This is a genomic window from Neobacillus niacini (assembly GCF_030817695.1).
Taxonomy (GTDB): Bacteria; Bacillota; Bacilli; order Bacillales; family Cytobacillaceae; genus Neobacillus; species Neobacillus niacini_F.
In genome coordinates, this window is sequence record NZ_JAUSZQ010000002.1 from 2,389,179 (window position 1) to 2,413,633 (window position 24,455).

At 36.3% G+C, this 24,455-nt stretch carries 20 protein-coding genes and 1 pseudogene; 17 read left to right on the plus strand and 4 right to left on the minus strand.

Features of this window, described 5'->3' with window-relative positions:
• The first annotated feature begins 115 nt into the window (after positions 1-115).
• The 4 genes from QFZ28_RS12400 (at position 116) to QFZ28_RS12415 (ending at position 4,277) form a co-directional block, all read left to right on the plus strand.
• Positions 116-1,117 carry a tripartite tricarboxylate transporter substrate binding protein gene (locus tag QFZ28_RS12400; protein ID WP_307194910.1) on the plus strand — a complete coding sequence of 334 codons (1,002 nt, stop codon included), beginning with the start codon at positions 116-118 and terminating at the stop codon, positions 1,115-1,117.
• 119 nt (positions 1,118-1,236) lie between these two features.
• A complete protein-coding gene (locus tag QFZ28_RS12405; RefSeq protein WP_307194911.1) occupies positions 1,237-1,686 on the plus strand; it encodes a tripartite tricarboxylate transporter TctB family protein in 450 nt (149 codons plus the stop codon).
• 13 nt (positions 1,687-1,699) lie between these two features.
• The gene (locus tag QFZ28_RS12410) at positions 1,700-3,208 is read left to right on the plus strand and encodes a tripartite tricarboxylate transporter permease (RefSeq protein ID WP_307194912.1); all 1,509 of its coding nucleotides are present in this window, start codon (positions 1,700-1,702) and stop codon (positions 3,206-3,208) included.
• A 481-nt stretch (positions 3,209-3,689) separates the two neighbouring features.
• Positions 3,690-4,277, plus strand: a complete 588-nt coding sequence (locus QFZ28_RS12415) for a cytochrome c biogenesis CcdA family protein (protein ID WP_444875316.1) — start codon at positions 3,690-3,692, stop codon at positions 4,275-4,277.
• A gap of 138 nt (positions 4,278-4,415) precedes the next feature.
• On the opposite strand, the gene QFZ28_RS12420 is transcribed toward QFZ28_RS12415, so the two are convergent.
• Positions 4,416-4,967, minus strand: coding sequence for a cysteine hydrolase family protein (locus QFZ28_RS12420; RefSeq protein ID WP_307194913.1), 552 nt, complete (start codon positions 4,965-4,967; stop codon positions 4,416-4,418).
• Between the two features lie 122 nt (positions 4,968-5,089).
• On the opposite strand from QFZ28_RS12420, the gene QFZ28_RS12425 reads away from it, so the two are divergent.
• Positions 5,090-5,533, plus strand: a complete 444-nt coding sequence (locus QFZ28_RS12425) for an Lrp/AsnC family transcriptional regulator (RefSeq protein WP_307194914.1) — start codon at positions 5,090-5,092, stop codon at positions 5,531-5,533.
• Between the two features lie 136 nt (positions 5,534-5,669).
• Here the strand turns inward: QFZ28_RS12425 and QFZ28_RS12430 are convergent, their stop codons facing one another.
• Positions 5,670-6,440, minus strand: coding sequence for an SDR family NAD(P)-dependent oxidoreductase (locus QFZ28_RS12430; RefSeq protein WP_307194915.1), 771 nt, complete (start codon positions 6,438-6,440; stop codon positions 5,670-5,672).
• 189 nt (positions 6,441-6,629) lie between these two features.
• On the opposite strand from QFZ28_RS12430, the gene QFZ28_RS12435 reads away from it, so the two are divergent.
• The gene (locus QFZ28_RS12435) at positions 6,630-7,223 is read left to right on the plus strand and encodes a TetR/AcrR family transcriptional regulator (protein ID WP_307194916.1); all 594 of its coding nucleotides are present in this window, start codon (positions 6,630-6,632) and stop codon (positions 7,221-7,223) included.
• Positions 7,224-8,025: 802 nt separating this feature from the next.
• Here QFZ28_RS12435 and QFZ28_RS12440 read toward each other — a convergent pair.
• Positions 8,026-8,388 (minus strand): winged helix-turn-helix transcriptional regulator, encoded by a 363-nt coding sequence (locus QFZ28_RS12440; RefSeq protein WP_307194917.1) that lies wholly within the window; start codon positions 8,386-8,388, stop codon positions 8,026-8,028.
• A gap of 126 nt (positions 8,389-8,514) precedes the next feature.
• On the opposite strand from QFZ28_RS12440, the gene QFZ28_RS12445 reads away from it, so the two are divergent.
• From QFZ28_RS12445 to QFZ28_RS29750, 6 genes are all read left to right on the plus strand, one after another.
• Complete coding sequence (locus tag QFZ28_RS12445; RefSeq protein WP_307194918.1) at positions 8,515-9,630, plus strand: S-(hydroxymethyl)glutathione dehydrogenase/class III alcohol dehydrogenase; 1,116 nt, start codon at positions 8,515-8,517, stop codon at positions 9,628-9,630.
• Between the two features lie 4 nt (positions 9,631-9,634).
• Positions 9,635-10,468, plus strand: coding sequence for an S-formylglutathione hydrolase (fghA, locus tag QFZ28_RS12450; protein WP_307194919.1), 834 nt, complete (start codon positions 9,635-9,637; stop codon positions 10,466-10,468).
• A gap of 155 nt (positions 10,469-10,623) precedes the next feature.
• Positions 10,624-12,882, plus strand: a complete 2,259-nt coding sequence (gshAB, locus tag QFZ28_RS12455; protein WP_307197016.1) for a bifunctional glutamate--cysteine ligase GshA/glutathione synthetase GshB — start codon at positions 10,624-10,626, stop codon at positions 12,880-12,882.
• Between the two features lie 177 nt (positions 12,883-13,059).
• Positions 13,060-13,410, plus strand: coding sequence for a thiol reductase thioredoxin (locus QFZ28_RS12460; RefSeq protein WP_307194920.1), 351 nt, complete (start codon positions 13,060-13,062; stop codon positions 13,408-13,410).
• Between the two features lie 883 nt (positions 13,411-14,293).
• Positions 14,294-15,223: a glycosyl hydrolase family 18 protein gene (locus QFZ28_RS12465; RefSeq protein WP_307194921.1), complete on the plus strand. Its 930-nt coding sequence runs from the start codon at positions 14,294-14,296 to the stop codon at positions 15,221-15,223.
• 808 nt (positions 15,224-16,031) lie between these two features.
• A complete protein-coding gene (locus QFZ28_RS29750) occupies positions 16,032-16,487 on the plus strand; it encodes a CBO0543 family protein (protein WP_373428131.1) in 456 nt (151 codons plus the stop codon).
• 191 nt (positions 16,488-16,678) lie between these two features.
• Here the strand turns inward: QFZ28_RS29750 and QFZ28_RS12470 are convergent.
• A pseudogene (locus QFZ28_RS12470) lies at positions 16,679-17,899 on the minus strand (IS110 family transposase).
• Positions 17,900-18,375: 476 nt separating this feature from the next.
• Between QFZ28_RS12470 and QFZ28_RS12475 the strand changes: the two are divergent.
• The 5 genes from QFZ28_RS12475 to QFZ28_RS12495 all read left to right on the plus strand — a co-directional run bounded on the left by QFZ28_RS12475 (position 18,376) and on the right by QFZ28_RS12495 (position 24,453).
• Positions 18,376-20,268, plus strand: coding sequence for a sigma 54-interacting transcriptional regulator (locus QFZ28_RS12475; RefSeq protein ID WP_307194922.1), 1,893 nt, complete (start codon positions 18,376-18,378; stop codon positions 20,266-20,268).
• Between the two features lie 390 nt (positions 20,269-20,658).
• Entirely contained in the window at positions 20,659-21,537 is an 879-nt protein-coding gene (locus QFZ28_RS12480; protein ID WP_307194923.1) for a fumarate hydratase, read from the plus strand.
• A gap of 24 nt (positions 21,538-21,561) precedes the next feature.
• A complete protein-coding gene (locus QFZ28_RS12485) occupies positions 21,562-22,116 on the plus strand; it encodes a FumA C-terminus/TtdB family hydratase beta subunit (RefSeq protein ID WP_307194924.1) in 555 nt (184 codons plus the stop codon).
• Between the two features lie 185 nt (positions 22,117-22,301).
• Positions 22,302-23,576, plus strand: a complete 1,275-nt coding sequence (locus QFZ28_RS12490; protein WP_307194925.1) for a cation:dicarboxylate symporter family transporter — start codon at positions 22,302-22,304, stop codon at positions 23,574-23,576.
• Positions 23,577-23,649: 73 nt separating this feature from the next.
• Positions 23,650-24,453 (plus strand): fumarylacetoacetate hydrolase family protein, encoded by an 804-nt coding sequence (locus QFZ28_RS12495; protein WP_307194926.1) that lies wholly within the window; start codon positions 23,650-23,652, stop codon positions 24,451-24,453.
• The last annotated feature ends 2 nt before the right edge of the window (positions 24,454-24,455 follow it).

Genomic DNA, 24,455 nt, shown 5'->3' on the forward strand with positions numbered 1-24,455 from the left:
GAGATTAACAGAACCAATGGAATCATTATTAAATGTAGCTAGAGGTTAGTTAGTTGAAGAAAAGTGTTATTAAAGTCATAAATTTGTAAGCGGTTACCTAAAGGGGGATATATCTATGATTAAATTATTTGGAAGAAAAAAGTGGATTTCAATTATGGTAGTAGGATTGATGTTAATCATATCCGGATGTTCAAGCAAGCAAAGTTCTAGTGAAAAAGATAGTTCAGAGGCATTTCCAAATGGTCCAATCAAAGTGATTGTTTCGTATTCAGCCGGCGGAAGTTCAGATCTTGGAGCACGATTACTAATGCAGTATGTTGAAAAGGAACTGGGTGTACCTGTGGTAGTTGAGAACAGACCAGGTGCTGGTGGATGGGTAGGTTGGGAAGAACTTCTAATGGCCGAACCAGATGGAAATACAATTGCGTTAATCAATACACCGAATTTAATGACTGGTTATATGGATCCTAGCACAGGTAGAAAACAGAATTTGGAAAGCTTCGAATTGATTGCAAACCATATCACTGATCCTGGTGTCATTGCGGTTCGTAAAGATGATGAACGTTTTAATAGTGTTGAAGATTTAATCGAATATGCAAAGAAAAATACAACAACCACAACTTCAACAGGTGCACTTGGTGACGACCATATCGCTTCATTGAAATTAAACAAGGAATTAGAGACTAAGTTTAATGCCGTTCATAATGGTGGAACAGGTGAAAGTGTAACTGCTGTTCTTGGAGGACATGTTGATGTATTATTTGCAAACATTGGAGACGTAACTACTTTAAGTAAGGACAATGAAGTGAAAGTACTTGCGGTAATGGCTGAAGAGCGTTCTCCTATCCTTCCAGATGTACCTACATTAGGAGAAGAGGGGTATGAAGGAATTGTTTCTGGGTCATCTCGCGGTTATGCAGCACCCAAAGGAGTAGATAAAGAGAAAATGAAAGTTCTCCGTGAGGCTTTTGAAAAGGCAATTAATAATCCTGAACAAATTGAAAAAATGAAAGAAACTGGATTACAGGTTAATTATTTAGATCAAGATCCTTATATGGAATTATTAAGGGAAGATGAAAAAGGAATTAAGGGAATTAGTGATTTATTAGGTTGGTAATTTAAATGAAAAAATAGTAGTAATACAAGGATGGTTTACCCATCCTTGTGAATTTAACATTCAGTATATTGGTAATATTACGTCTATGATTAACTATAAAGAAGAAGGAAGGATGTCCATTGAAAAAATTAGGAGTATATGTTGCCTTGTTTTTCTTTATTTATGGAGTCGTATTTTTTGGACTTTCATTTTCACTAAAATATAAAAGTGAATTTGGTCCTGGACCTGGTTTTTTACCAACTTGGACGAATTGTCTGTTAATTATATGTTCGGTCCTATATTTAATTAGTGCATTTAAAAAGGACCTTACCTTTATTCAAGATGTAATACCTAAGGGTGAAGGATTTATTAATGTTTTAGTAACGATTGCCTCTTTAATTCTTTTTATGGTGATTGTTCCTTTTGCAGGTTTTGTGGTAAGCAGTATTATCACATTATTTCTTTTATTTAGCCGTGGGTATAGATGGTATTTGGGACTAGGAATGGCAACTACTGTTACATTTATCGTATTTTGGGTATTTGGATCATTATTTGGGATACCTTTACCGGTGAATGAGTATGGTTGGTAGGAGGTAAGTAATGATGGAATCACTTCAATATTTATTATCAGGTTTTGGAGAAGCACTCACATGGGCTAATTTACTTTTTTGTATAATCGGTGTCAGCTTTGGAATGTTCATTGGTGTATTGCCGGGACTTGGACCAACTGCAGGGACAGCGTTACTTTTACCTTTGACGTTTTCTTTAGAGCCAATTACAGCAATTATTATGTTAGCAGGTATTTATTATGGATCAATGTATGGCGGGACGATTACTTCGGTATTAATTAATACACCTGGTGAGGCTGCTTCATTAATTACAACATTTGATGGGTATCCACTAGCAAAGCAGGGGCGTGCTGGCGTCGCATTAGGGATATCAGCAATTGGATCGTTTATAGGTGGATGTGTTTCAATTATTGGATTAGTCCTTATTGGTCCAGTGCTGGCAAGAGTTGCCTTGAATTTTGGACCGCCTGAGTTTTTTGCACTAGTCTTTATGGGAATGGCGTTGTTACTTGGATTAATGGGAAAGTCGCTAATAATAGGAATTGTTTCTGCACTTTTCGGTTTATCTTTATCTTTTATTGGTATTGACCAAAGCTCAGGTGTTGTCCGATTTGCATTCGGTCAAACGAATTTAATGAGTGGAATAGACTTTATCTCAGTAGCAATGGGGTTATTTGGTTTATCAGAACTATTGTTAAATGCTGAAAACAAGTTAGGTGAAAATGCAGAAAAGCCACCTAAAGTGAAAGGGTTATTTCCAGAACGACATGAGTGGAAGCCTACTTTGAAATCGGTAGGCAGAGGAAGTATCTTAGGCTTTTTAATTGGTTTAATTCCAGGAACAAATTCAGTCATCCCGACCATATTGAGTTATTCAATGGAGAAAAGGCTTTCCAAAGATCCTTCTCGTTTTGGGAAGGGTGCTTTAGAAGGTGTGGCTGGTCCGGAAACTGCCAATAACTCCTATAGTGGTGGAGCATTAATTCCTTTATTTACCTTAGGGATACCTAGTTCTCCAACCATTGCTGTCCTTTTAGGAGCATTCATTATGCACGGATTAACTCCGGGACCTACATTATTTGAAAAGGAACCTGAGTTTGTTTGGGCAGTAATAGCTAGTATGTTTATTGGTAATGCGATTTTATTAATTTTAAATTTACCACTAGCCAATGTGTGGGCAAGAATCACAATGATTCCATATAGAATTCTATTTCCAATCCTTATTATGATTATCATAGTAGGAACGTATAGTTTAAATAATAGCTTATTTGATGTCGGCGCGATGTTCGTATTTGGAATCATTGGTTATATCTTTAAAAAGGCAGAAGTTCCTCTAGCACCAATTATCCTTGCGTTTGTATTAGGTGAATTACTAGAAAAAAACCTAATTCAATCCTTAACCATATTTGAAGGTAATCTATTAGGATTTTTTATGCGCCCCATTTCAGGAACGATTTTAGCAATATCTATAATTGCGATCATCATAAGTATCATCTCTACTATTAAAAACAAACGAATCGTTACAGAAGATGTTGAAATGTAGCATATAATTATTTTCGTGTTCTAATGGCAAAACAGTTTTATGTAATTCAGCTCCCTCTGTATTTGGAAGAAAAAAGCCTAACTCTGGACAACTTATAAATGCATTTATGAACGAAAGCTTTTCTTTGAAAGGATTAGGATTTTTGTTAGTCGAAGCGTGGGAGAATTTGCTGAATGAATATGGAAGCTTTAAAAATAATCAAAGAAGGAACAGAACACAGTGTAAAATGTGCTCAGTAGCATTTAGTAAATGAAAGAACTTCTAACTATTCTATAATATTTGTTTCTATATTATTTTCACTACTAGTTTTTTTGATTTTTATGTATCTCTCTTTCTTATTATCTAAGTAGAAAGAAAAAACGTAAATTAAAACTAGAAGGTACCTTTAGTTTAATTGAAGACTATTGCAGCACAAATTCCCCACTCTTCTTAAATAGAAGGGTGGGGAATTTTAACTATTGGTTTTATTTCTGGTGTAACGGTGGGAGAATTAAAAAATCAGCAGGATCATTCTACTATTAGGAAAATAGTTATCTTACATTCAATTTATTTTTCAAATGGGTTTACAATAGTTTACTTTGCATTAGTTTTTCAGCGAGTTTTTATAGGAAAATTTTTTTCTAACTACAATGATGTAATAAGAATGTTTGGTGGCATTTTTCTTGTAACAATAGGAATGTTTATATTGGATATATTCAAACCAAGTTTTTTAATGAAAACACATCGCTTCCAATCGGTTATTGTGGGAATAGTATTCGGGGCGGGATGGTCTCCTTGCATTGGACCAATTTTTGGAGCAATTATGTATGCAAATATAATGTATCCTACCCAAACTTTTTTAATATTGCAGCATATTCATTGGGGGTTCTGTATCCCATTTGTAATAATGGCATTTTTCATTAGCAAAACAAAACTAATTTTAAAATATTCAACATTACTAATGAAAATCGGCGGCGTTTTAATGATAATCATTGGATTAATGGTATTTTTTGATAAAATGACTTTCATAACAATCTGGGGTTCCGAAATACAGTATTATTTTGAAGAGATGCTTAGTAATGAATCATAAGCAATGAGGATATTATATGATATGAGGTTGAAGGAGACTTATATTACGTAAATGTGTTTGATTAATAGTCTTACATAAGGAAAAAGGGAGCTTGTTTCTAAACAAACTCCCCATTATTATTGGTCCTTTAAGACTATGTTAGCTTCGTTGCAGGAAATCCTCAGTCGAAATCACATTGGCATACATACCTTGAAGTGCGCTGACAAACGCAAAGTGAACCTGTTCTGCCGGAACTTTCCTTTCTTGATAAGATAAGTCCCTTGTTGCACATGCATCTTCAATAAGTGTAGTTTCAAAGCCTAGATCGACTGCGGCTCTAACAGTTGCATCAATACACATATGCGTCATCATACCTACAACCACAACCTTGTTTACACCTTTTTCTCTTAATTTGCTTTCTAAATCAGTCTTTAAAAAGCTGTTAGCGAAATTTTTTACGATAATGTTTTCGTGTTCTAATGGTAGAACAGTTTCATGTAGTTCAGCTCCCTCTGTATTTGGAAGAAAGAAGCCTAACTCTGGACTACTCGCGATATGCTGAACATGAAAAATATTATCTTTGTTATTTTGTCTAAACCAATCAAGAACTTTAGCAGCATTAGCGGCTGCTTTATCAGGATTGCTTAACTCCATCTTTCCATTTGGAAAATAGTCGTTTTGTATATCAACAATGATTAAGGCTGTACTCATTTTATCCACCTCATTAAAAAATTTTTGTTACAAGTATGATGATAAAGAATATCTTGATTTTTATCGATACTTTGATGAAACACTTTTAGATCAAATCATTTCATGGTGAAAGGAATTAATAAATGGAACTTAATAACATTGATTTTCAAATCCTTCGGTTACTATCCGAAAATTCACGTATTCAATGGAAAGACTTAGGTGAACAAATTCATATGACGGGACAAGCAGTAGGAAATCGTATTAAAAAACTGGAGGAAAGTGGTGTCATTAAAGCTTACTCACTAATCGTTGATGAAATGAAAATAGGACTTTTCTTTACAGCGTTTGTCATTATCTATATGAAAACAGCAAACCATGATTCATTTATACGTTTTTTAAATGATCGAAATGAGGTCGTTGAAGCACACCGCGTATCAGGAGAAGGCTGTTACCATTTGAAAATAAAAGTGGATTCTCAAGAAACATTGAATCTCTTTCTTAATAACATTCTCGATTATGGGAACTACACTTTGTACCTATCCATACAAGAGACTAAACAACAAAATCCGTTGACTGCCAAAGGTTAATTGAAGGTAATTATCCTAATATTACAGGATTATTGCCAAGTCATTCGAAGATCATCTTTACTCTTAAGACAAACCAGCTATTTTGATGATAGATAAAACAAAAAACCGAAGGGTTTAATCTTCGGTTTTACCATGCTTAACGAGAAGTATAACCTGCATCTACATGAAGTGTTGTCCCAGTTACATAAGAGGATGCGTCAGAAGCTAACCAAAGACTAGCTTGAGCAATTTCTCGTGGCTGTCCAAAGCGGTTCAGTAAGCTTAATTGAGGGGCATATGCTTCTTCTGTTAAACCAAATTGCTCTAATGCACCACGAAGCATTGGTGTATCAATTGCACCTGGAGCAACTGAGTTAACACGAATATTGAGTGGACCATTTTCCATTGCAGCCACTTTTGTCATACCAACTACACCATGCTTCGCTGCAACATAGGCTATGTTATTTGGCTGTGGACGGAATCCACTAACAGATGAAATGTTAATAATAGAGCCACCATGTCCTTGTTTTTGCATTTGTTGTAATTCATATTTCATACAAAGTGCAGTACCAGTTAAATCAACTGATATTAAACGATTCCAGTACGCTTCATCAAATTCAGCTGCTGGTTTGTCATCTGGTGTTAAAGCAGCGTTATTTACTGCTACATCTAATTTACCAAATGTATCAACTGCGAATTTAATCATTTTCTGCACTTCTTCAGATTTTGAAATATCTACTTTTACAAAGGCAGCTTCGCCTCCGCTTGAATTAATAGCGTCTGTCACTGCACGACCTTTTTCTTCGTTAAAATCAGCAATAACAACTTTTGCTTTTGCTTCTGCAAATAGTTTTGCTGTAGCCTCACCCATACCCATTGCAGCACCTGTAACGATTGCAACTTTACCTTCTAATAATGGAAATGTCATATTAAATTCCTCCTAGACAAATATATACTTTATACTCATTACAATAGTGTTTATAATTAAAACCATCAATCAGCAAAGTATTCAAGTTTGTATATTACTATACAAATCGATAGGTTTTGTATAGTAAATTAATAACTTAGTCCCAGAAGATTAATTTTTTCAACATACTTTATTGTGAGGTGACCAACTATGACAGAACTTTTTAATAAACAAATTCAACGTTCAAAAAAAGCATTAAAAGAAACCTTTTTAAAATTGCTTTATCAGAAGCAATTTGATCAGATTACAATCTCAGAAATTGTTCGTGAAGCAAATTATAATCGTGGAACTTTTTATGCAAATTTTGAAACAAAGGAACATTTACTTGATGAAGTCATTCAAGATACGTTAACAGAAATGATTAATCAAATTCGAAATCCTTATAAATCCATTAAAAAAGTAAATATCAAGGATTTAAATACGGATAATATAACATTGTTTAAGTATTTTCAAGAAAATGCAAAGCTTTATAAATTATTATTGAGTAAACATATACGTGTCGATTTCCGTTATCAAATGGCAAAGGCTATTGAACAGATGTTTATTGAGGAATATGAGTATGAACTGGAAGAAGGAACATCAATAAGCACTAAGTGGTTGTATATTTATCGCTCTCATGGCATAGCAGGGTTAATCATTCGATGGATTGAAGAAGATTTCTCAACTTCACCTGAATATATGTCCAAGCAAATTGTAGAACTTATGCTTACTTCTACAGAAGTTTTTTATGTTAAAAGCTGTTAAGGAATATATGTCTCTATTAAAAAATGTTACAGATATTTAAAATTAAAAAGATTGTGAAGAACTGTACCTACACTTACGGGTGCGTTCGTATTATGAGGTTAACCAGTTTTTACTGGTTGACCTTTTTTTAATAGATTCTATTATATCAGTAGCCAGGGTAGGACGAACGGGTGGGTGGGACAATGATCCCGTCAACTAAACTGTCCGCCCCCTACTTGTAGAAACATGTTTGAAATTCTGAGGGTCCAAGCGATATAATTAAAGATTTCACCCATATTCAGGCTTTATCTAATTTCAAAATATTATATTAAGTAAAAAAAACACTACTTCATATTCACAAAAAGGTATAGTATTAAAGGAAAATTATATTTGTTTTATAAACGGTACAATCATAAATTGTGTGAAAAAGGATGCTAATTATGCCTTCTTTATTGAGGGAGTTTAGTTGAAGATCGATGTTTAACTTGTGTTCCACAATCGGGCCAGATTATGGAATAACACTCAATAAGAAAATTGATTTATGGAAAAAATAGACTTAAACGAAAAGGGGAAGAGAAAGGATTAGAAAATGTATAAAAGCCACGAAGCGCGTTGGTATGAAAGCGTTTCGTGGCTTTTTGAATTTTTCCAACCCATCATTTAAGAATCTTTCCCTCTTTTGTGTGTATATCGTATACATAAAAAATTTGAGTATTATTATTCGATTCCTTCCGGTATCCTAACATTTTGTATCGACTTTTTATGGAAATGGATTGCTTGCAGCCTCTGTATATCCTCTTGCCTATTTGAATCAACTTAAATTTTATTCAACTGATTTTTTATTAGAATCTTTTTCTAAAAATTCTCTAAAATTATCTCCCCAATCACAAATGGAAGTTACAACGGGTTCTAGAAGTAAACCAATTTCACTAAGTTGATACTCTACTTTAGGAGGTACAACCGGATATACAACTCTAGTAATTATATTATCCTCTTCTAATTCCCTTAATTGTCTAATTAACATACGTTGATTGACATCGGGAAGGTATTTTTGTATTTCACTTAACCTCAATGGAGATTGTCTGAGTAAACACCATATAATTGCTATCTTCCAACGACCACCTATCACCGATAAGGCCAAATCTTTGCTCGTGAAGAACGTTTTATCTTTATAGGGAATTTCCATATTATTACTAACTCCTTCTATTGTAATATGTTTATAGTGACAAAAAAGTCAGTATTGTCCCGTTAATTATAATGTGTAATTATATAAATTGTAAATACCATAAAACAAAGGAAAGAAGGGATTCATTTGAAAAGTAGAGCTGCTGTTGCATTTAGAGCGGGAGAACCACTTAAAATTGTAGAAATCGATGTAGAAGAACCAAAAGCCAAAGAGGTATTAGTAAAAATACTGTATACATCAGTCTGTCATACAGATGCTTTTACATTATCAGGTGATGATCCCGAAGGTGTATTTCCTGCTGTACTAGGTCATGAAGGTGCGGGTGTTGTCGTTGCTGTAGGGGATGAAGTGACTTCAGTAAAACCAGGGGACCATGTTATTCCGCTATACACAGCTGAATGTGGAGAATGTAAATTCTGTCGTTCTGGTAAAACAAACTTATGTAGTGCCGTACGAGAAACTCAAGGTAAAGGTTTAATGCCTGATGGAACAACTCGTTTCTCTTATAATGGAGAGCCTATTTATCATTACATGGGAACAAGTACATTTAGTGAATATACAGTCGTTCCTGAAATTTCTTTAGCAAAAATTGACAAAGAAGCGCCGCTTGACAAAGTTGGTCTATTTGGATGCGGTGTTACTACAGGGATTGGCGCTGTACACAAGACAGCAAAAGTGGAAGAAGGGGCTGTGGCAGCCGTATTCGGTTTAGGAGCCATTGGATTAGCCGCTATCCAAGGATTGGTTCAAGCAAAGGCAAGGCGAATTATTGCTGTAGACTTAAATGAGGATAAGTTTGAATTAGCTAAAAAAATGGGCGCAACTGACTTTCTAAATCCTGCAAAATTTGACAAACCAATTCAAGAAGTCATTGTTGAAATGACGGATGGAGGAGTCGATTATAGCTTCGAGTGTATTGGAAATGTTGAAGTAATGAGGTCTGCTCTTGAATGTTGTCATAAAGGTTGGGGTGAAAGTACGATTATCGGTGTAGCAGGCGCAGGTAAAGAAATTCATACTCGTCCATTCCAATTAGTAACGGGTCGAGTATGGCGTGGATCAGCTTTTGGTGGCGTGAAAGGAAGAACAGAGCTTCCTGGAATGGTTGAAGATTATATGAATGGTAAAATCGATATCGATTCGTTTATCACACACCACTTAAACTTTACAGACATCAATGAGGCATTTGATTTGCTTCATAAGGGTGAGTCAATCCGTACGATGTTAACATATGGGGAGTGAGAAAGTGAGTCTTAAACTTATTGAAAAAAAACGCTCTTTCGGCGGAGAACAATGTAAGTACCGCCATTATTCAGAAGTCTTACAATGTGAGATGACATTTAGTATCTACTTACCATCAAATATAGAACAGAAAAAAATCCCTCTTATTTGGTGGCTATCTGGTTTAACATGTACAGATGATAATTTTAGTCAAAAAAGTGGATTTCAAAGATTGGCTGAAAAATATCAAGTGGCTGTTATAATTCCAGATACTTCACCACGTGGAGAACATGTGGCGGACGATGACGGATGGGATATTGGAAAAGGGGCAGGTTTTTATCTAAATGCGACACAAGATCCGTGGGCAAAGCATTATAACATGTATACGTATATAGTAGAAGAATTAACAGCTATTGCGTCCACTTTGGTACCTCATTTTTCAGGAGAAGAAAGTATTATGGGCCACTCAATGGGCGGTCATGGTGCTCTAGTGATTGGCATGAAAAATGCGACAAGATTCAAAGCGATTTCTGCCTTTTCTCCTATTTTAAGTCCTAGTAGAGTCCCGTGGGGAATAAAAGCATTTTCTTCTTATTTAGGTGATGATCAAACGACTTGGAAAGAATGGGATGCTTCAGAACTCGTCAAAGAAGCGGGCATGCCGCCTATTCTTATTACGCAAGGAACTCAAGATGATTTTTATCAAAATCAACTAGATGAAACTTATTTTTTAAAGAATGCTCAGGAAAATAATCAAGTAGTAAATTACAAGAAAGTGGAAGGTTATGACCATAGCTATTTCTTTATTTCTACTTTCTTAGAGGAACATTTCGCTTTTCATATGGAGTACTTAAGATAATTCTTTTTACGAAAAATATTCACATTGCAATTGAATGTGGATATTTTCGATTACTGCATGTTCTTATATTTTAAGATTTATTATTAAAAAATAAGTAATGGTTTGAAGAAGGGGTGAGCTAATTGGGGGTTATTGTGAAAACGGATTATAAAAAAATGTTAGTCAATGACTGTGTTAGACCCTACTTATTAAAAGCTCGTTATGGGATTGAAAAAGAAAGTAAACGAGTTGACTTATTCGGAAATTTAGCTAAAACAGATCATCCTAAAAGTATTTCGCTGAGAGATGATCATCCGTATATTCAACGGGATTTTTCAGAATTACAGATGGAAATCATCACACCTGTTACTGAGACATTAGAGGAACTGTTTAATTATTTAGCAGCGATTCATGATGTTGCTTATCGTTCTATGGGGGAGAATGAAATGCTGTGGCCATTAAGCATGCCGCCACAGTTACCAGAAAAAGACGAAGATATTGTGATTGCGAAATTGAAAAGTGCTGAAAATGTTCGATATCGTCAATCTTTATCACATTCTTATGGCCGTCGTAAACAAATGCTTTGTGGTGTTCATTTTAACTTTGAATTTGGCGATGAGTTCATTCAAGCGTTATTTAACGCACAATCGGAGATTAAAGATTATCAGCATTTTAAAACAGAGATTTATCTAAAAGTCACAAGAAACTATTTACACTATCGATGGTTCGTCACTTATTTTTATGGAGCTTCTCCTAGTAGTGAAAAGAATTTTTTTGAAGAAGATTCGTTGAATAAGGTAGTAAGAAGCATTAGAAGCAGTAAATTTGGTTATACCAATTCGGATGATGTTCAAGTGTCATATAGCAGTATACAGAATTATGTATCAGATCTTTCTTTGATGGTTAAAAGAGGGCTTTTATCAGCAGAAAAAGAATTTTATTCACCTGTCCGTTTAAGAGGCGGACATCATGTTTCCGATCTAGAGGATCACGGTATTAGTTATATTGAATTGCGAAATATAGATTTAAATCCTTTTGGAAATTATGGAATTATCTATGAACAAGCAGAATTTCTCCATCTTTTCTTACTTTATTTACTATGGAAAGATGAAGGGGAAAATTGTGATGAGTGGGTAAAAATGGGCGACTTTTACAATGATATCGTGGCTCTTGAGTACCCATTAGAGCATACACAATTTGAAGTAAAAGCTAAAAATATGATTGATGAGATGGAACAGTTAGCAGCAATTTTAAATTTGACTGTTTCAGATACGTTATTTGTAAACTTGAAAGAAATGCTAATGGACCCAAGCAAGACTTTAGCTGGAAGACTATATACAGAAAGTGAAAAAAGCAGTCAAGGTCAAGTGGCTACGTGTATTGCTAAAGAAAATTATAAAAAATCATGGGATATGCCCTATCAATTAGCAGGATTTACTGATATGGAGTTGTCCACTCAGATTTTAATGTTTGATGCGATTCAACAAGGAATCCAAGTAGAAATTTTGGATCGACAAGAGCAATTTTTGAAGCTAAAATTAAAAGATCATGTTGAATATGTAAAAAATGGAAATATGACAAGTAAAGATAATTATGTATCCACTTTAATTATGGAAAATAAAACAGTTACAAAGAAAATTCTTCACCAACATGGATTCCGAGTGCCTAAGGGTGAGGAGTTTCAAACAATCGAACAAGCTTTACGTTCCTATGATCTCTTTTCCACCGTACCTTTTGTTGTGAAGCCGAAAACAACAAACTATGGGTTAGGAATATCGATCTTCAAAGAAGGCGCAAATTACGAAGATTATCAAAAAGCCATTACACTAGCATTTAAAGAAGACTCTTCTGTATTAGTAGAAGAATTTCTTAAAGGAACAGAATATCGATTTTTTGTGTTAAATGATAAAGTTTATGCTGTTTTATTACGAATTCCTGCGAATGTTAAAGGTGACGGTAAACATACAATCCAAGAGTTAGTCAATCAAAAGAATCGTGATTCATTAAGAGGAAGCGACCATCGAACACCTTTAGAAAGGATCCAGTTAGGTGAATTGGAGAAACTTATGCTTAAAGGTCAAGGATATCAAGTCGATTCGATTCCTAAAAAAGATGAAATCATCTTTCTACGTGAAAACTCCAATATTAGTACAGGTGGAGACTCGATTGATGTGACAGATCAAATTCCTGATGATTATAAAAAAATAGCAGTGGATGCAGTAGCTGCACTTGGAGTTAAAATTTGTGGGATTGATTTGATTATTGAAAATACAGAAGTTCCTGCAGATAATAAAAATGCTTACGGAATTATTGAAGCCAACTTTAATCCATCCATGTATATGCACATTTATCCATATAAAGGAGAGTCTCGACGTTTAACTATGCATATCATACATTATTTATTTCCTGAACTATTACAAAGTCAGTCAAATTAGGGGTAACACTATCAAAATACGGATTTACAACGTTAAGCTGTCGAGTGACAATAAAGTTATTTACTGCTCAAATCTCAAACATGCATAACCCTGTCCTGATTAGGGACGGGGTTAAAATAATATTGTTTAAATACTGTGTGTTGTATAATGACGACATTAAAGTGAGGAGATTGAGCGATGATTACTACTTATGAAGAAACTGTAGCTAGTTTTGATAAAATTGATTCCGCAAAAGCACAGGAATTGGTAATAGGGGAAGGTGAAGCCGTTATCTATATTGGCAAGGCTGTATGTCCTTATTGTCAAAAATTCGTTAAAAAACTAAAAAATGTTGCTGAAGAAACGGATAATCATATCTATTATGTCAATAGTGTGGAAGAATCTGATATAGAAGGTATTACGGCCTTCCGTAATAAATGCGACATTCCAACGGTTCCTGGTTTCATCTTTACTAATGGTGACACAGTAAACGTAAAATGCGATTCATCCATGTCAGAAGAAGAAATCAAAACTTTTATGAATAAATAATTCAATTCCAAAGCGACAAGTGTCTGCTACATTCTGCTTGGAACATTTTTGACCAAGGCATATATATTGAATTGAAAATCTAATAAGATAAATCGTGTTATTCAATTAAAGGGCGCTTTTCTTTAATAAGAAAGCGTCTTTTTGCATAGACAACACATATTAGGGACTGAGTTTATTGATGTGTAAAAAAAGATTGTGAAGTATTGTACTTAAACGTAGTGTAGTGCTTTATTAAGTGAATAAGTCATTTTAAAGTTATTTTCAAATATTGTCGAACCTTCTACTGGAAGTAAGTTCAGGCAATTTTTCACTTTACTTGGAGCCTCTGCGGGCATGATTATAAGCCATGAAGCCAGGTGTATCAAAGATTCTGGCTCAGCCAAAACAGGCTATCATGCCCGCCTCTCCAAATAAAGTGCACGTCTCTACAAGGATAAACTATTAGTCTGTTAGTTAAATCTTATACATGAAAAGCTTTACTTTAGCCATTTTTCTTTGATAAGCACTACAGAAAGTAACGGGTGCTTTAATTGAATAAGCCATTAAAAAAACGCTTAGAGATCTTTCGCTCTGAGCACTTTTCTATGCTTAAAACTTGTGCAGGTCTTTTTCCTGAAACCCTTTTATGGGGGGAAGGCAATTCGTGAATGAGATACAACATTTCTTAACAACTTAAGAAATATAAAAAGTAGAAGAAGGTGTATTATGGCGAAAAAATGTTATCTGTCATTCATCATCATTTCTGTATGCATGGCATTATTATTAATGTCATCCTGTAGTCAGTTACAAAGAAAAGAGGAATCCAATAAGAATAAAACTCCTCGTGAAGTTTTAGGTTTCTACACAGAGCAGGAGGGAAACGTACCCAGGGTCGCAACCTACAGTGAACTCGCAATTCGCCAATTTGAGCATTATTGCACCCTTTTGGTATAAGCTTGATGATAAACGACCAGGCAGTCTTATAGCTTCCGTTACAGCAGACCATAAAATGCAGGTGATTCAGAGTGCTCATAAAAAACACCTGAAGGTATATCTGGTTGTACATAATCTATTTTATGAAACCGTGGAGAAGGGCAAGCAGGTAGCGAGTAATGTCCTCAATAACGATGCAAACCGCAATGTTTTCATTCAGAACTTACGCAATGAAATAAATCAGTTTAAATATGACGGTATTAATATTGACATGGAAAATTTGTATTTGACTGACCGAGATTCCTTTAGTCTGCTGATAAAAAATTTGTCTGATGCACTAAATCGTGATGGAAAAGTAGTTACGGTTTCAGTCCCGGCAAACACAGGTGATTCCCGTGCTAATCCCTGGTCACCATGGTTTGATTATGAAAAGCTTGGTCAATATTCAGATCGGTTAATGATTATGACATATGATGAGCACAACCCAAGAACAGCACCTGGGTCAACAGCGTCGATCAATTGGACAGAAGCAACGATTCGTTATGCTTTGAAACATGGAGTACCCTCATCAAAAATTTTACTCGGTATCGCTAGTTATGGATGGGACTGGGATACAACAACAAACAAAGCCTCGTATAGCTCCTATGCACAGTTAATGGATCAGAAAACTAAATATAAAGCTAAGGATATATGGGACGCCCGTTCGCAAACACCTTATTTCAATTACATAGATAAAGAACAACATAGCCACCAGGCATGGTTTGAGAATAGCTATAGTCTGCGGTTTAAGCTAGATCTTGTAGAAAAATATAACTTACGAGGAATCGGGATTTGGCGGCTAGGCTTAGAAGACCCTATGTACTGGAAGACTATACATGAGAAAATAAAAGTTAAAAAGTGATGGAGTGATCCTCTAAATTCTGTTGGGATGGCTGCGGCGATCGCTTTTTTTCTTCTTGCACTAACTGGCAGATATATACAGTATGATTTTCCACCGTATTTAACGTAAGTATAGATATCAAAAATGCCATTTTTCTATCTTTGTAGACGCATTATCTACAGTAAGTAATTATAGTTTTCAACGTAAACAACGATAAAGGACAGCTCATAATGGTGAAAACCTATTTATCTGTCGGCAAATTAGCTAAATGAATTTATCTGGGGTAACAACCAATCCAGTGGAAAAGGCAAGCGCTAGCGGTTCTTGATACTGAGAAGGTGGATATGATAGGCTGTCCGGCTGGCAGCCCCCAAGCGACCATCGGGAGCGCCCCAAGGGGGAAGCCGGCTAGGGCTGCCACATCATTATCCGCCGGAGGCTCAGTGTCAAGGATGCCTTTGGAACGGTCGGTAAGGAAGGATCTGTCCTGCCTCTTACGGTGACGATTGTTTATTATCAACTTCATTGTCGTTTCCTAATTTGCACTCAAAAAAAGTGATTAAAATCATCGTGCCCAAAGAGTAACTGAGGATCAAAGTCAATAGGTAAACGCTTATCTACAAATACATGTAAACAAAGATAAAAGGTGCAGCACATCAACGATTTATTGCTGATACTGTATATATCTGCCACTTTAGTTTAAGAAGGTGTTCCCTTATTATAAGGCATAAGAAAACCAATAAATTTAAATAATATATATAATGTATGTCGGATAGGGGAGTGATTAAAAATTCATTTAGCAATAGCATTATGGGCTATTTTGGCTGCTATGTATTGGGGGGATTGGAAAAATTTCAAACATTATTATCCGACGATTATTTACGTTATTGCTGCCGATTTTTTATATAAAATTTTTGCTCTTAATAATTATCATTTATGGAAAATCCAAAAAGACTATATTATAAATCATATTACGACTTACCTTTTGTACGTTTTAATAACCTTTTCATTGTCCACTTTTATCTTTTTATCGACCTATCCCACCCCCTTGAAAAAACAAATGGTTCATATTTTAAAATGGACATTTATTTATAGTGTAGTCGAATGGATTGGTTGGAAATTTGGGCGAATTACTTATTATCACGGGTGGAGTATTTGGTGGTCGATTTTTTTTAACATTAATATGTTTATAATGATGCGAATTCATTATGTTAATTACTTGTGGGCTATTCCATTAAGTATTATTTGTACACTTATTTACTTGATTGTCTTCAATTATATATAAAATTGAACATAGAAATTCTTGAACTAACGGGTGCGTTTCTACAATAAGTGGAGACGCTTTTTTTACTACCATGAAAATAAACTTCTGTAACTCAGAGAAAAAGGCAATACTAAAGAGGATGCAGCTCATTCATTTTTTAAAAAAGGGGAGAGCGCCAGATTCATGGATCTATGGTTTAGAAAGTGACTGGATTAAGATGCTTTAGGTTCTTCTAACGTAACGGTGTATCCTAAACTTTCGAGTCGTCTTAGCGAATGCCGAACGATAGATTGTTGTCTCTGCTTATCAAAGTAGTCTTCGCCTAAGTCTACATACATTTCTTTTCGGGTTAAGAGATAATAAGAGATACGTAACATTGCGTGGGCGACCACAATACCAGCACGTTTCTTGCCTTTTCGTGATGCTGTACGCCTATACAGTGCTCCGAGATAGTTTTTGGATCCTCTTACTGAATGAGCTGCTTCCGTTAATGCCGATCTTAAATACTTATTTCCTTTTTTAGTCTTGGCTGATTTTCTTTTCCCCGCACTTTCGTTTTGCCCAGGAACCAAGCCTGTCCAAGAACACATATGAGCTGCAGTGGGGAATTGGTTCTATACATCAGTCCCAATTTCGGATAGGATTTGCTCAGCCATTCTGGTCGCTATACCAGGAATGGAATCCAATCTTGCTACATCTTCTTGATGAGAGCTTACTCTGTCCGCAACTTCCTGATCCAGCATCTCGATTTGCTCAGTCAGAAAATCTATATGACCTAAAATCGTTTTTAACATGAGGCGTTGATGTGAATTGATATAGCCTTTTAAGGCGAGTTCGAGTTCCTCTTTTTTCTTTTTCATAGTCCGTCGAGCGAAGTTTGCTAGTTTTTCAGGATCCTCTTCACCATCGGCAATGGCATCAAGCATATCTCGTGCTGACACACCTAACACATCTGAAACAACAGACCCTAACTTAATGTTCGCGCCTTCTAACACCTTTTGGATTCGATTATGTTGTCTGGCACGCTCTTCGATAATACTTCGACGATAGCGAACGAGTTCACGCAGTTCACGTTGATTTCGATCAGGGATATAACTAGCTTTAAGTAGTCCATGGAGAAGTTTGGCAATCCATTCTGCATCCTTGACATCTGTCTTGCGCCCCGGAACTGCCTTCATATGTTGGGCATTCACCACTAAAAACTCAATATCCTCAGCTTCTAGTAAATTCACAATAGGCTTCCAATAAACACTCGTGCTCTCCATGGCGACATGGGTACAATTATGTTGTTTAATCCAGTCAACCAACTGTAGTAGAAATACAGTTTTAGTAGAAAACGTTTGAATCTCCTTTCCATCAGGTGTCATAATACAGGCAGTAATATTGTCCTTATGGACATCCATACCGCATGCTCTTTCAATGACTACATCCATTGAAAACATCCTTTCTACGGCGATCATTAATTTAGAGGCTGGTGCAACAACCAGAATAGGATTAATCTACCATGTGTGCTTCCCGTAAGGGAGCGACAGTCAGTGGTGCACCGTGGTCGGTGGAGTCAGACTAACGGATGGGCTCTAACACACCATAGTTAAGCGACCTTCCTCTCCCAGCCGTAGAATCAGTATTGACGGTTCGTGACCATTTTCATTCTCTGTGGTGAAGCGCTGATTTTTGCGCTTCATGGATGGCTAACGGGGCAGGATTCTTCATTCGTCCCCCAGTAATCAATGTATATTAAACCAAATAATCGTATGAATATTTGTTGTGGTTATTTAAAAGTCTGTTAAAATAATCGGTAAATAATTTTACACCTATTTATTTTGGGTGTTCAATAGGAATTGTAAAGAGGTTGATAACACTGTAAAGTGTGGGTATACAATTTAACATTCGACAGAAGGTGATGAGAGTGAAGGATATTTTAATTATTGCCCCGTATCCGGAGCTTGCCAAAGATGCAATACAGCTTCGTGAAAAAACAGACATTAAATTTTCACTTATTATAGGTGACTCCGAAAAATCTTACAAACAACAAATCGATTCATCAACACGAGTTATTATTTCAAGAGGGGGTACTGCAAAGTCCCTTAGAGATTCATTAGATCTCCCGATTGTTGAAGTACCCGTTACAACGGCTGATATTTTACAGTCTATTAGTGATGTTGCCAAATGTGGGTATAAAAAAATTGCGATTATTACTCCTGCTAACATATTATCTAATATAAATCACAGCTTGGAATTGTCTGATCAATTACAATTGATATTTGCAACAGGTGTTGAGGGACAAATTGCAAATAACGTGAAAAGGTTAATTCAGCTTGAAAAAGTAGAAGCCATTATTGGAGATCGGGTTTCTACAAATATAGCTCTTCAGCATGGAGTTCATGGTCATTTGCTCAAATCAGGTGAAGAATCCTTGCTCATGGCATTGGAAACAGCGACAAATGTTCTTCGGGCACAGACAAGAGAAAGAGCAAAGATTAAGGAGATGCAGTCCATTCTTAATGTAATTAATGACGCAGTCCTCACTATTGATCCGAACGGCATCATCCAGGTATATAATGATTCTGCAAAAAGAATATTCGATTTCCCTTATGAAGACATTGTGGGTAAAAAATATTCTGATTGTTTTAAGGATTCACATTTACTTAAATTATTTGAAGAAAAAAAGGAAGAACGTAATTTGCTGCATACTGTAGGGAACGGAAAAAAGATCGTAGTTAACCAAATACCGATCTATGTTGATTCCGTCTTCCATGGGTCTGTCGGAATATACCAGGAGATTAGCAGAATCCAAAATCTGGAGCTCAATATTCGAAAACGGTTAAATGATCGCGGCTTATTTGCGAAAAGTACATTTGACGACTTTGTGACCACCAATAGCAGAATGAAGCAAGTGGTCTCGGAAGCTAGATTATATGCCAAATCCGAAGGAACGGTATTGATTTATGGGGAGAGTGGAACAGGGAAAGAATTATTTGCACAAAGTATTCATAATGCGAGTGGAAGACAAAAAGGTCCATTTGTTTCCGTCAATTGTGCTGCACTTAATGAGAATTTACTAGAAAGCGAATTGTTTGGGTATGTGGAGGGGTCCTTTACTGGTGCTCTCAAGGGAGGAAGGTCTGGTTTGTTTGAATTAGCACACGGTGGGTCACTTTTCTTGGATGAAATTGGAGAAATATCTCCCCACTTTCAAGTGAAATTGCTGCGTGTTTTACAGGAGAAAGAAGTAAGGCGAATTGGTGGAGACCGGGTCATTCCTATTGATGTTCGGATCATATGTGCAACCAATAAATCGTTATATGATTTGTCTCAGGATGGAAAGTTCCGTGAAGATTTATATTATAGGCTATGTACATTGGAATTAGATTTAATTCCTTTACGTTATAGAAAAGAAGATATTATACCTATGGCGATTTCTTTTTTGAAGGTAGAAATGCTGCGGGAAAAACGAACCTTATTTTGGGAAAATACAGACGTTTTCCTTCCGTTATTGGACCATAAATGGCCGGGGAATGCTAGAGAGCTTCAAAATGCCATTCATCGGTTGGTTATTTGCACACCAGAAGGAAATATTACGCAAAACCATGTATCACAACTAATTGAATTTGTAAGTAGAAGGAAGAGAACAGGGAACAAACTTGAGGTAGAGCTTTCAAATGACTTTAGAGAAATGGAAACGGCAATCTGGAGAAAGCTGTTAGATGTATTCAACGGAGACAAAGAGCGTTTATGTCAAACCTACAATATTAGTAAAACTACATTATGGAGAAAGTTGAATTTCGAAAACGAAAAATAACTCATATCAAAGGTAAGTGAGATTCTTTTTTTGTAGTTTAAAAGAACGTCTATGCTAAATCTATATTATTAGTAAAATCAATCATGGAAAAAAATACAGTTCAAATTTGGAATTAAAAATTTCAAATTTGAACTAACATAAAAATTTTAGGAGGGATGATCCCTCCTTTTAATATATTAAGGAAAGTTTATGTTCGTTTTAGCAGTGGGGCCAAAAAAATTTTTTGGTGGTGAAAAACTCTCTTAAATGTTGGATTAGACTGCTTTTTTAATAGGAATTTGACAGAAATCCCCCCTTTTTTTCTATATTTTTGTCTTACCTGTTCCATGTTGGCACGGATATTGCATTTTAAGAGTATGAAAGACAAAAAAGTATAGAGGTGGAGAAAGTATGAGTGAAGTTTCCGTTGAACAAATTTATAACACAGTAAGAAAGATTTCCGTTGACCAAATTCGCGATACAGTGGCAACACTGTGCTGGGAAGCATGTTACAACTTGCCAGAAGACATTGTAGAAGGATTTCGTAAAGCGAGAGAAACCGAGCAGTCACCGTTAGGAAGGTCCATTATTGACCAACTCATTGAAAACGCTCAATTGGCCGCAACAGAAGATCGTCCGTACTGCCATGATACAGGACTAACCGTTGTTTTTGCTGAGGTAGGACAGGATGTATATATTGATGGAGGGGATTTTGAAGAGGCAATCCACGAAGGAATTCGCAAAGGCTATAAAGAAGGCTATTTGCGCAACTCCATTGTCGGAGATCCGTTGCTCAGAAAAAACACAAACGATAATACACCTGGTGTAATACATACCAAGCTCGTACCAGGAAACCAAATTAAATTAACGGTTTTGCCAAAAGGTGGCGGAAGTGAAAATATGAGCGCCATGAAATTTCTACTTCCAGGAGAGGGAGTAGAAGGGGTAAAGAAATTTGTGCTGGATACGATCATAGCAGCAGGTGGAAGAGCTTGTCCGCCAATTGTGGTTGGTGTTGGAATCGGAGGAAGCTTTGACAAAGTAACAGAAATAGCTAAGAAGGCGGTTCTACGTGATATTGGGAAGCACCATCCTGAACCACATATTGCACAATTAGAGAAAGAACTGCTTGTGGAAATTAACAAGACGGGTATTGGTCCACAGGGTCTGGGTGGAACAAGTACCTCCTTATGGACGGCTGTTGAAACATACGGGTGTCATATCACAGCTCTGCCAGTGGCAGTAAATATTCAGTGTCATGCAGCGCGGAAAAAATCCTGCATCATTTAATTTCAGAAAGGAAGGTGCTAAATAATGGCTAAAGTATATATAAACACACCACTAACGAATGAAGATGTATTAAATTTACATGCTGGTGATGAAGTTTTTTTAAATGGAGTTATTTATGTAGCGAGGGACGCTGCACATAAGCGTTTTCTAGAGCGGTTTGAAAATAATCAAGAACTGCCAATTGATTTACGAAACCACATCATCTTTTATGCGGGACCAACACCACCTAAGCCTGGACAGGTTATTGGGTCTATTGCTCCCACTACAGCCTCCCGTATGGACCCCTATACGCCAGCTATGTTTGAATATGGGGTTAAGGGTGTAATTGGAAAAGGACCTCGCAGTCCATACATTAAAGACGCATCTAAAAATAATCAAGCGATTTGCTTTTCCGCTATTGGTGGGTTATCTGCTCTTTTGAGCGATAAGATACAATCCGCCGAGGTAGTCGCTTATGAAGATCTGGGGCCGGAGGCAGTCCGTGAGCTTATTGTTAAGGATTTCCCTGTTTTAGTTGTCTATGATGCACATGGAAATGACCTTTATGAACAGGAAATCGCTAAGTATCGAACAGTATAACATAATAGGAAACCCTTAGACTCCCCTGCTTAGCCTCGCAAGAGGTGGGGAGTCTCGGGATGTTTCTTCCAACGATGAGAAAATGACTACGTTAACTCCTTAGATCCAAGATACAATTCTCTTCATGTGCTTGAGAAGAGAGACTCCATTCGGGAGTATGTTTAAAGAACAAAACAAATAGGGGGATGTTAGTATTGAAGAAGAAAAAAATAGGACTGCCTATCCAGATTCTACTTGGTTTGGTATCTGGTGTCATCATTGGGTTAATATTTTTCCAACATCCTGGAGTCGAGGCCTACCTAAAACCGTTAGGTGATATCTTTTTACGTTTAATTAAAATGGTTGTAGTTCCAATTGTTTTTACAAGCATTGTGGTTGGTATTGCTGGATTAGGCAGTGCCAAGAAGCTTGGGAAATTAGGGTTTAGAACCATTCTGTATTTTGAAATAGCTACAACGATAGCCATTGTGATTGGAATTCTTTTCGCAAACACTTTCCAGCCTGGTGCAGGGGTAGATATGAATGAGCTATCGAAAGGGGACGTATCCAAATACACGGCAGCTGAACAGGAACAAGTAAGTAAATTGGAATTTATCACCAATATTGTTCCGCCAAATGTAGTTGACTCAATGGCCAAAGGCGATCTTTTACCAGTTATTTTCTTCGCTGTTTTATTAGGTCTAAGTATCGCTGCAATGGGAGAAAAGGGGCAGCCTTTGCTGAATTTTTTCCAAGCCTTTTCCAATGCTATGTTCCATATGGTTTCTTATGTACTTAAAGTTGCACCATTCGGAGTTTTTGGACTAATTGGTGTAACGATTTCAAAGTTTGGTGCAGCCTCTTTGATTCCATTAGGGAAATTAATTATTACGGCTTATGGGGCATACTTACTCTTTGCCATTGTCTGCCTTGGATTAATAGCCAAATTATTTAAAATCAATTTTATCGAATTTATCAAATTCTTAAAGGATGAATTACTTCTTGTTTTTACTACATCAAGTTCCGAATCTGCTCTGCCACAAGTAATGAGTAAGTTAGAGAAATATGGGTGCCCTAAACCAATCGTTTCCTTTGTTGTTCCTATTGGATACTCCTTTAATACGGATGGATCTTGTATCTATTTAGCTATTAGTTCCCTGTTTATTGCCCAGCTTTACGGAATCGACATGTCACTAGGTGCACAAATCACGTTAGTATTAATTCTTGCAATTACTTCCAAAGGGATTTCCGGAGTTGCCGGCGGAGCATTAGTAGTACTCCTTTCCTCTTTAGCAGCTGCAGGGCTTCCACTTGAAGGTTTGGCTTTTATCGCCGGAGTTGACTTTCTTTTAAATATGGGAAGAGCTGCTCTTAATGTTTTTGGAAACGCTTTAGCAACTGTGGTAATTACGAAATGGGAAGGCCAATTTGATAATGAAAAGAATAAGACTTACGTCATTCATGGTGATACTGCGGTTTAGGTAAGATAGAAGGGGTCAGCATGAATTTGCGGCCCTTATTTTCCGATTATTTGTAATTTGGAGTTGATTACTAATGCTGGTACTACAAAAAACAAAAACACAAAAAATAGTTCGCTATCGGGACCAAAATGGAAACGAATATTATGGTATTGTTGAGGGTGAGGATATATTACAACTTTCGAGCAGTTTTGCTGAATTGGTCAACAAGGAAATACAGTATGACGGCGTAAAGGTTAAATATGATGAGATTAAAATTTTGGAGCCTGTAGAACCGTCTAAAGTGATTAATTTCGGCTGGACTTATGCAGACCATGCGAAGGAAACTGGCGGCAAGGCCAATTTAAAAGAACCGTTTTTGTTTTTAAAACCGCTATCTTCGCTCATTCCAGACAAGGGAAAAATCATTCTTCCTCCGAATGATTTAACCAATCAAGTGGAATTAGAAGGTGAACTAGCCATCGTAATTGGGAAACGCGGTAAAAATATAAAAGAAGCAGCTGCGCTGGATTATGTTTTTGGTTGCACAATATTTAATGATGTGACAGCAAGAGATCTTACAAAAAACGATCCTCAGTTTACAAGGGGAAAAGGGTTTGATACTTTTGGACCAATTGGTCCGTGGATTGTTACCGGTATAGATCCTTCAAATTTGAGAATCGTTACAACCTTAAATGGGAAAGTTGTTCAGGACGGTAATACGAATCAAATGACCCTTAGCATACCGTTTCTTATAAGTTGGATTTCGCAAGTCATGACACTAGAACCTGGTGATGTTTTGGCAACAGGCTCACCTTCTGGCAGTTGTCCAATAAATTATGGCGATCTCGTAGTTGTTGAGATTGAGCAGATCGGTAAACTAAGTAATTATGTACAATAAGG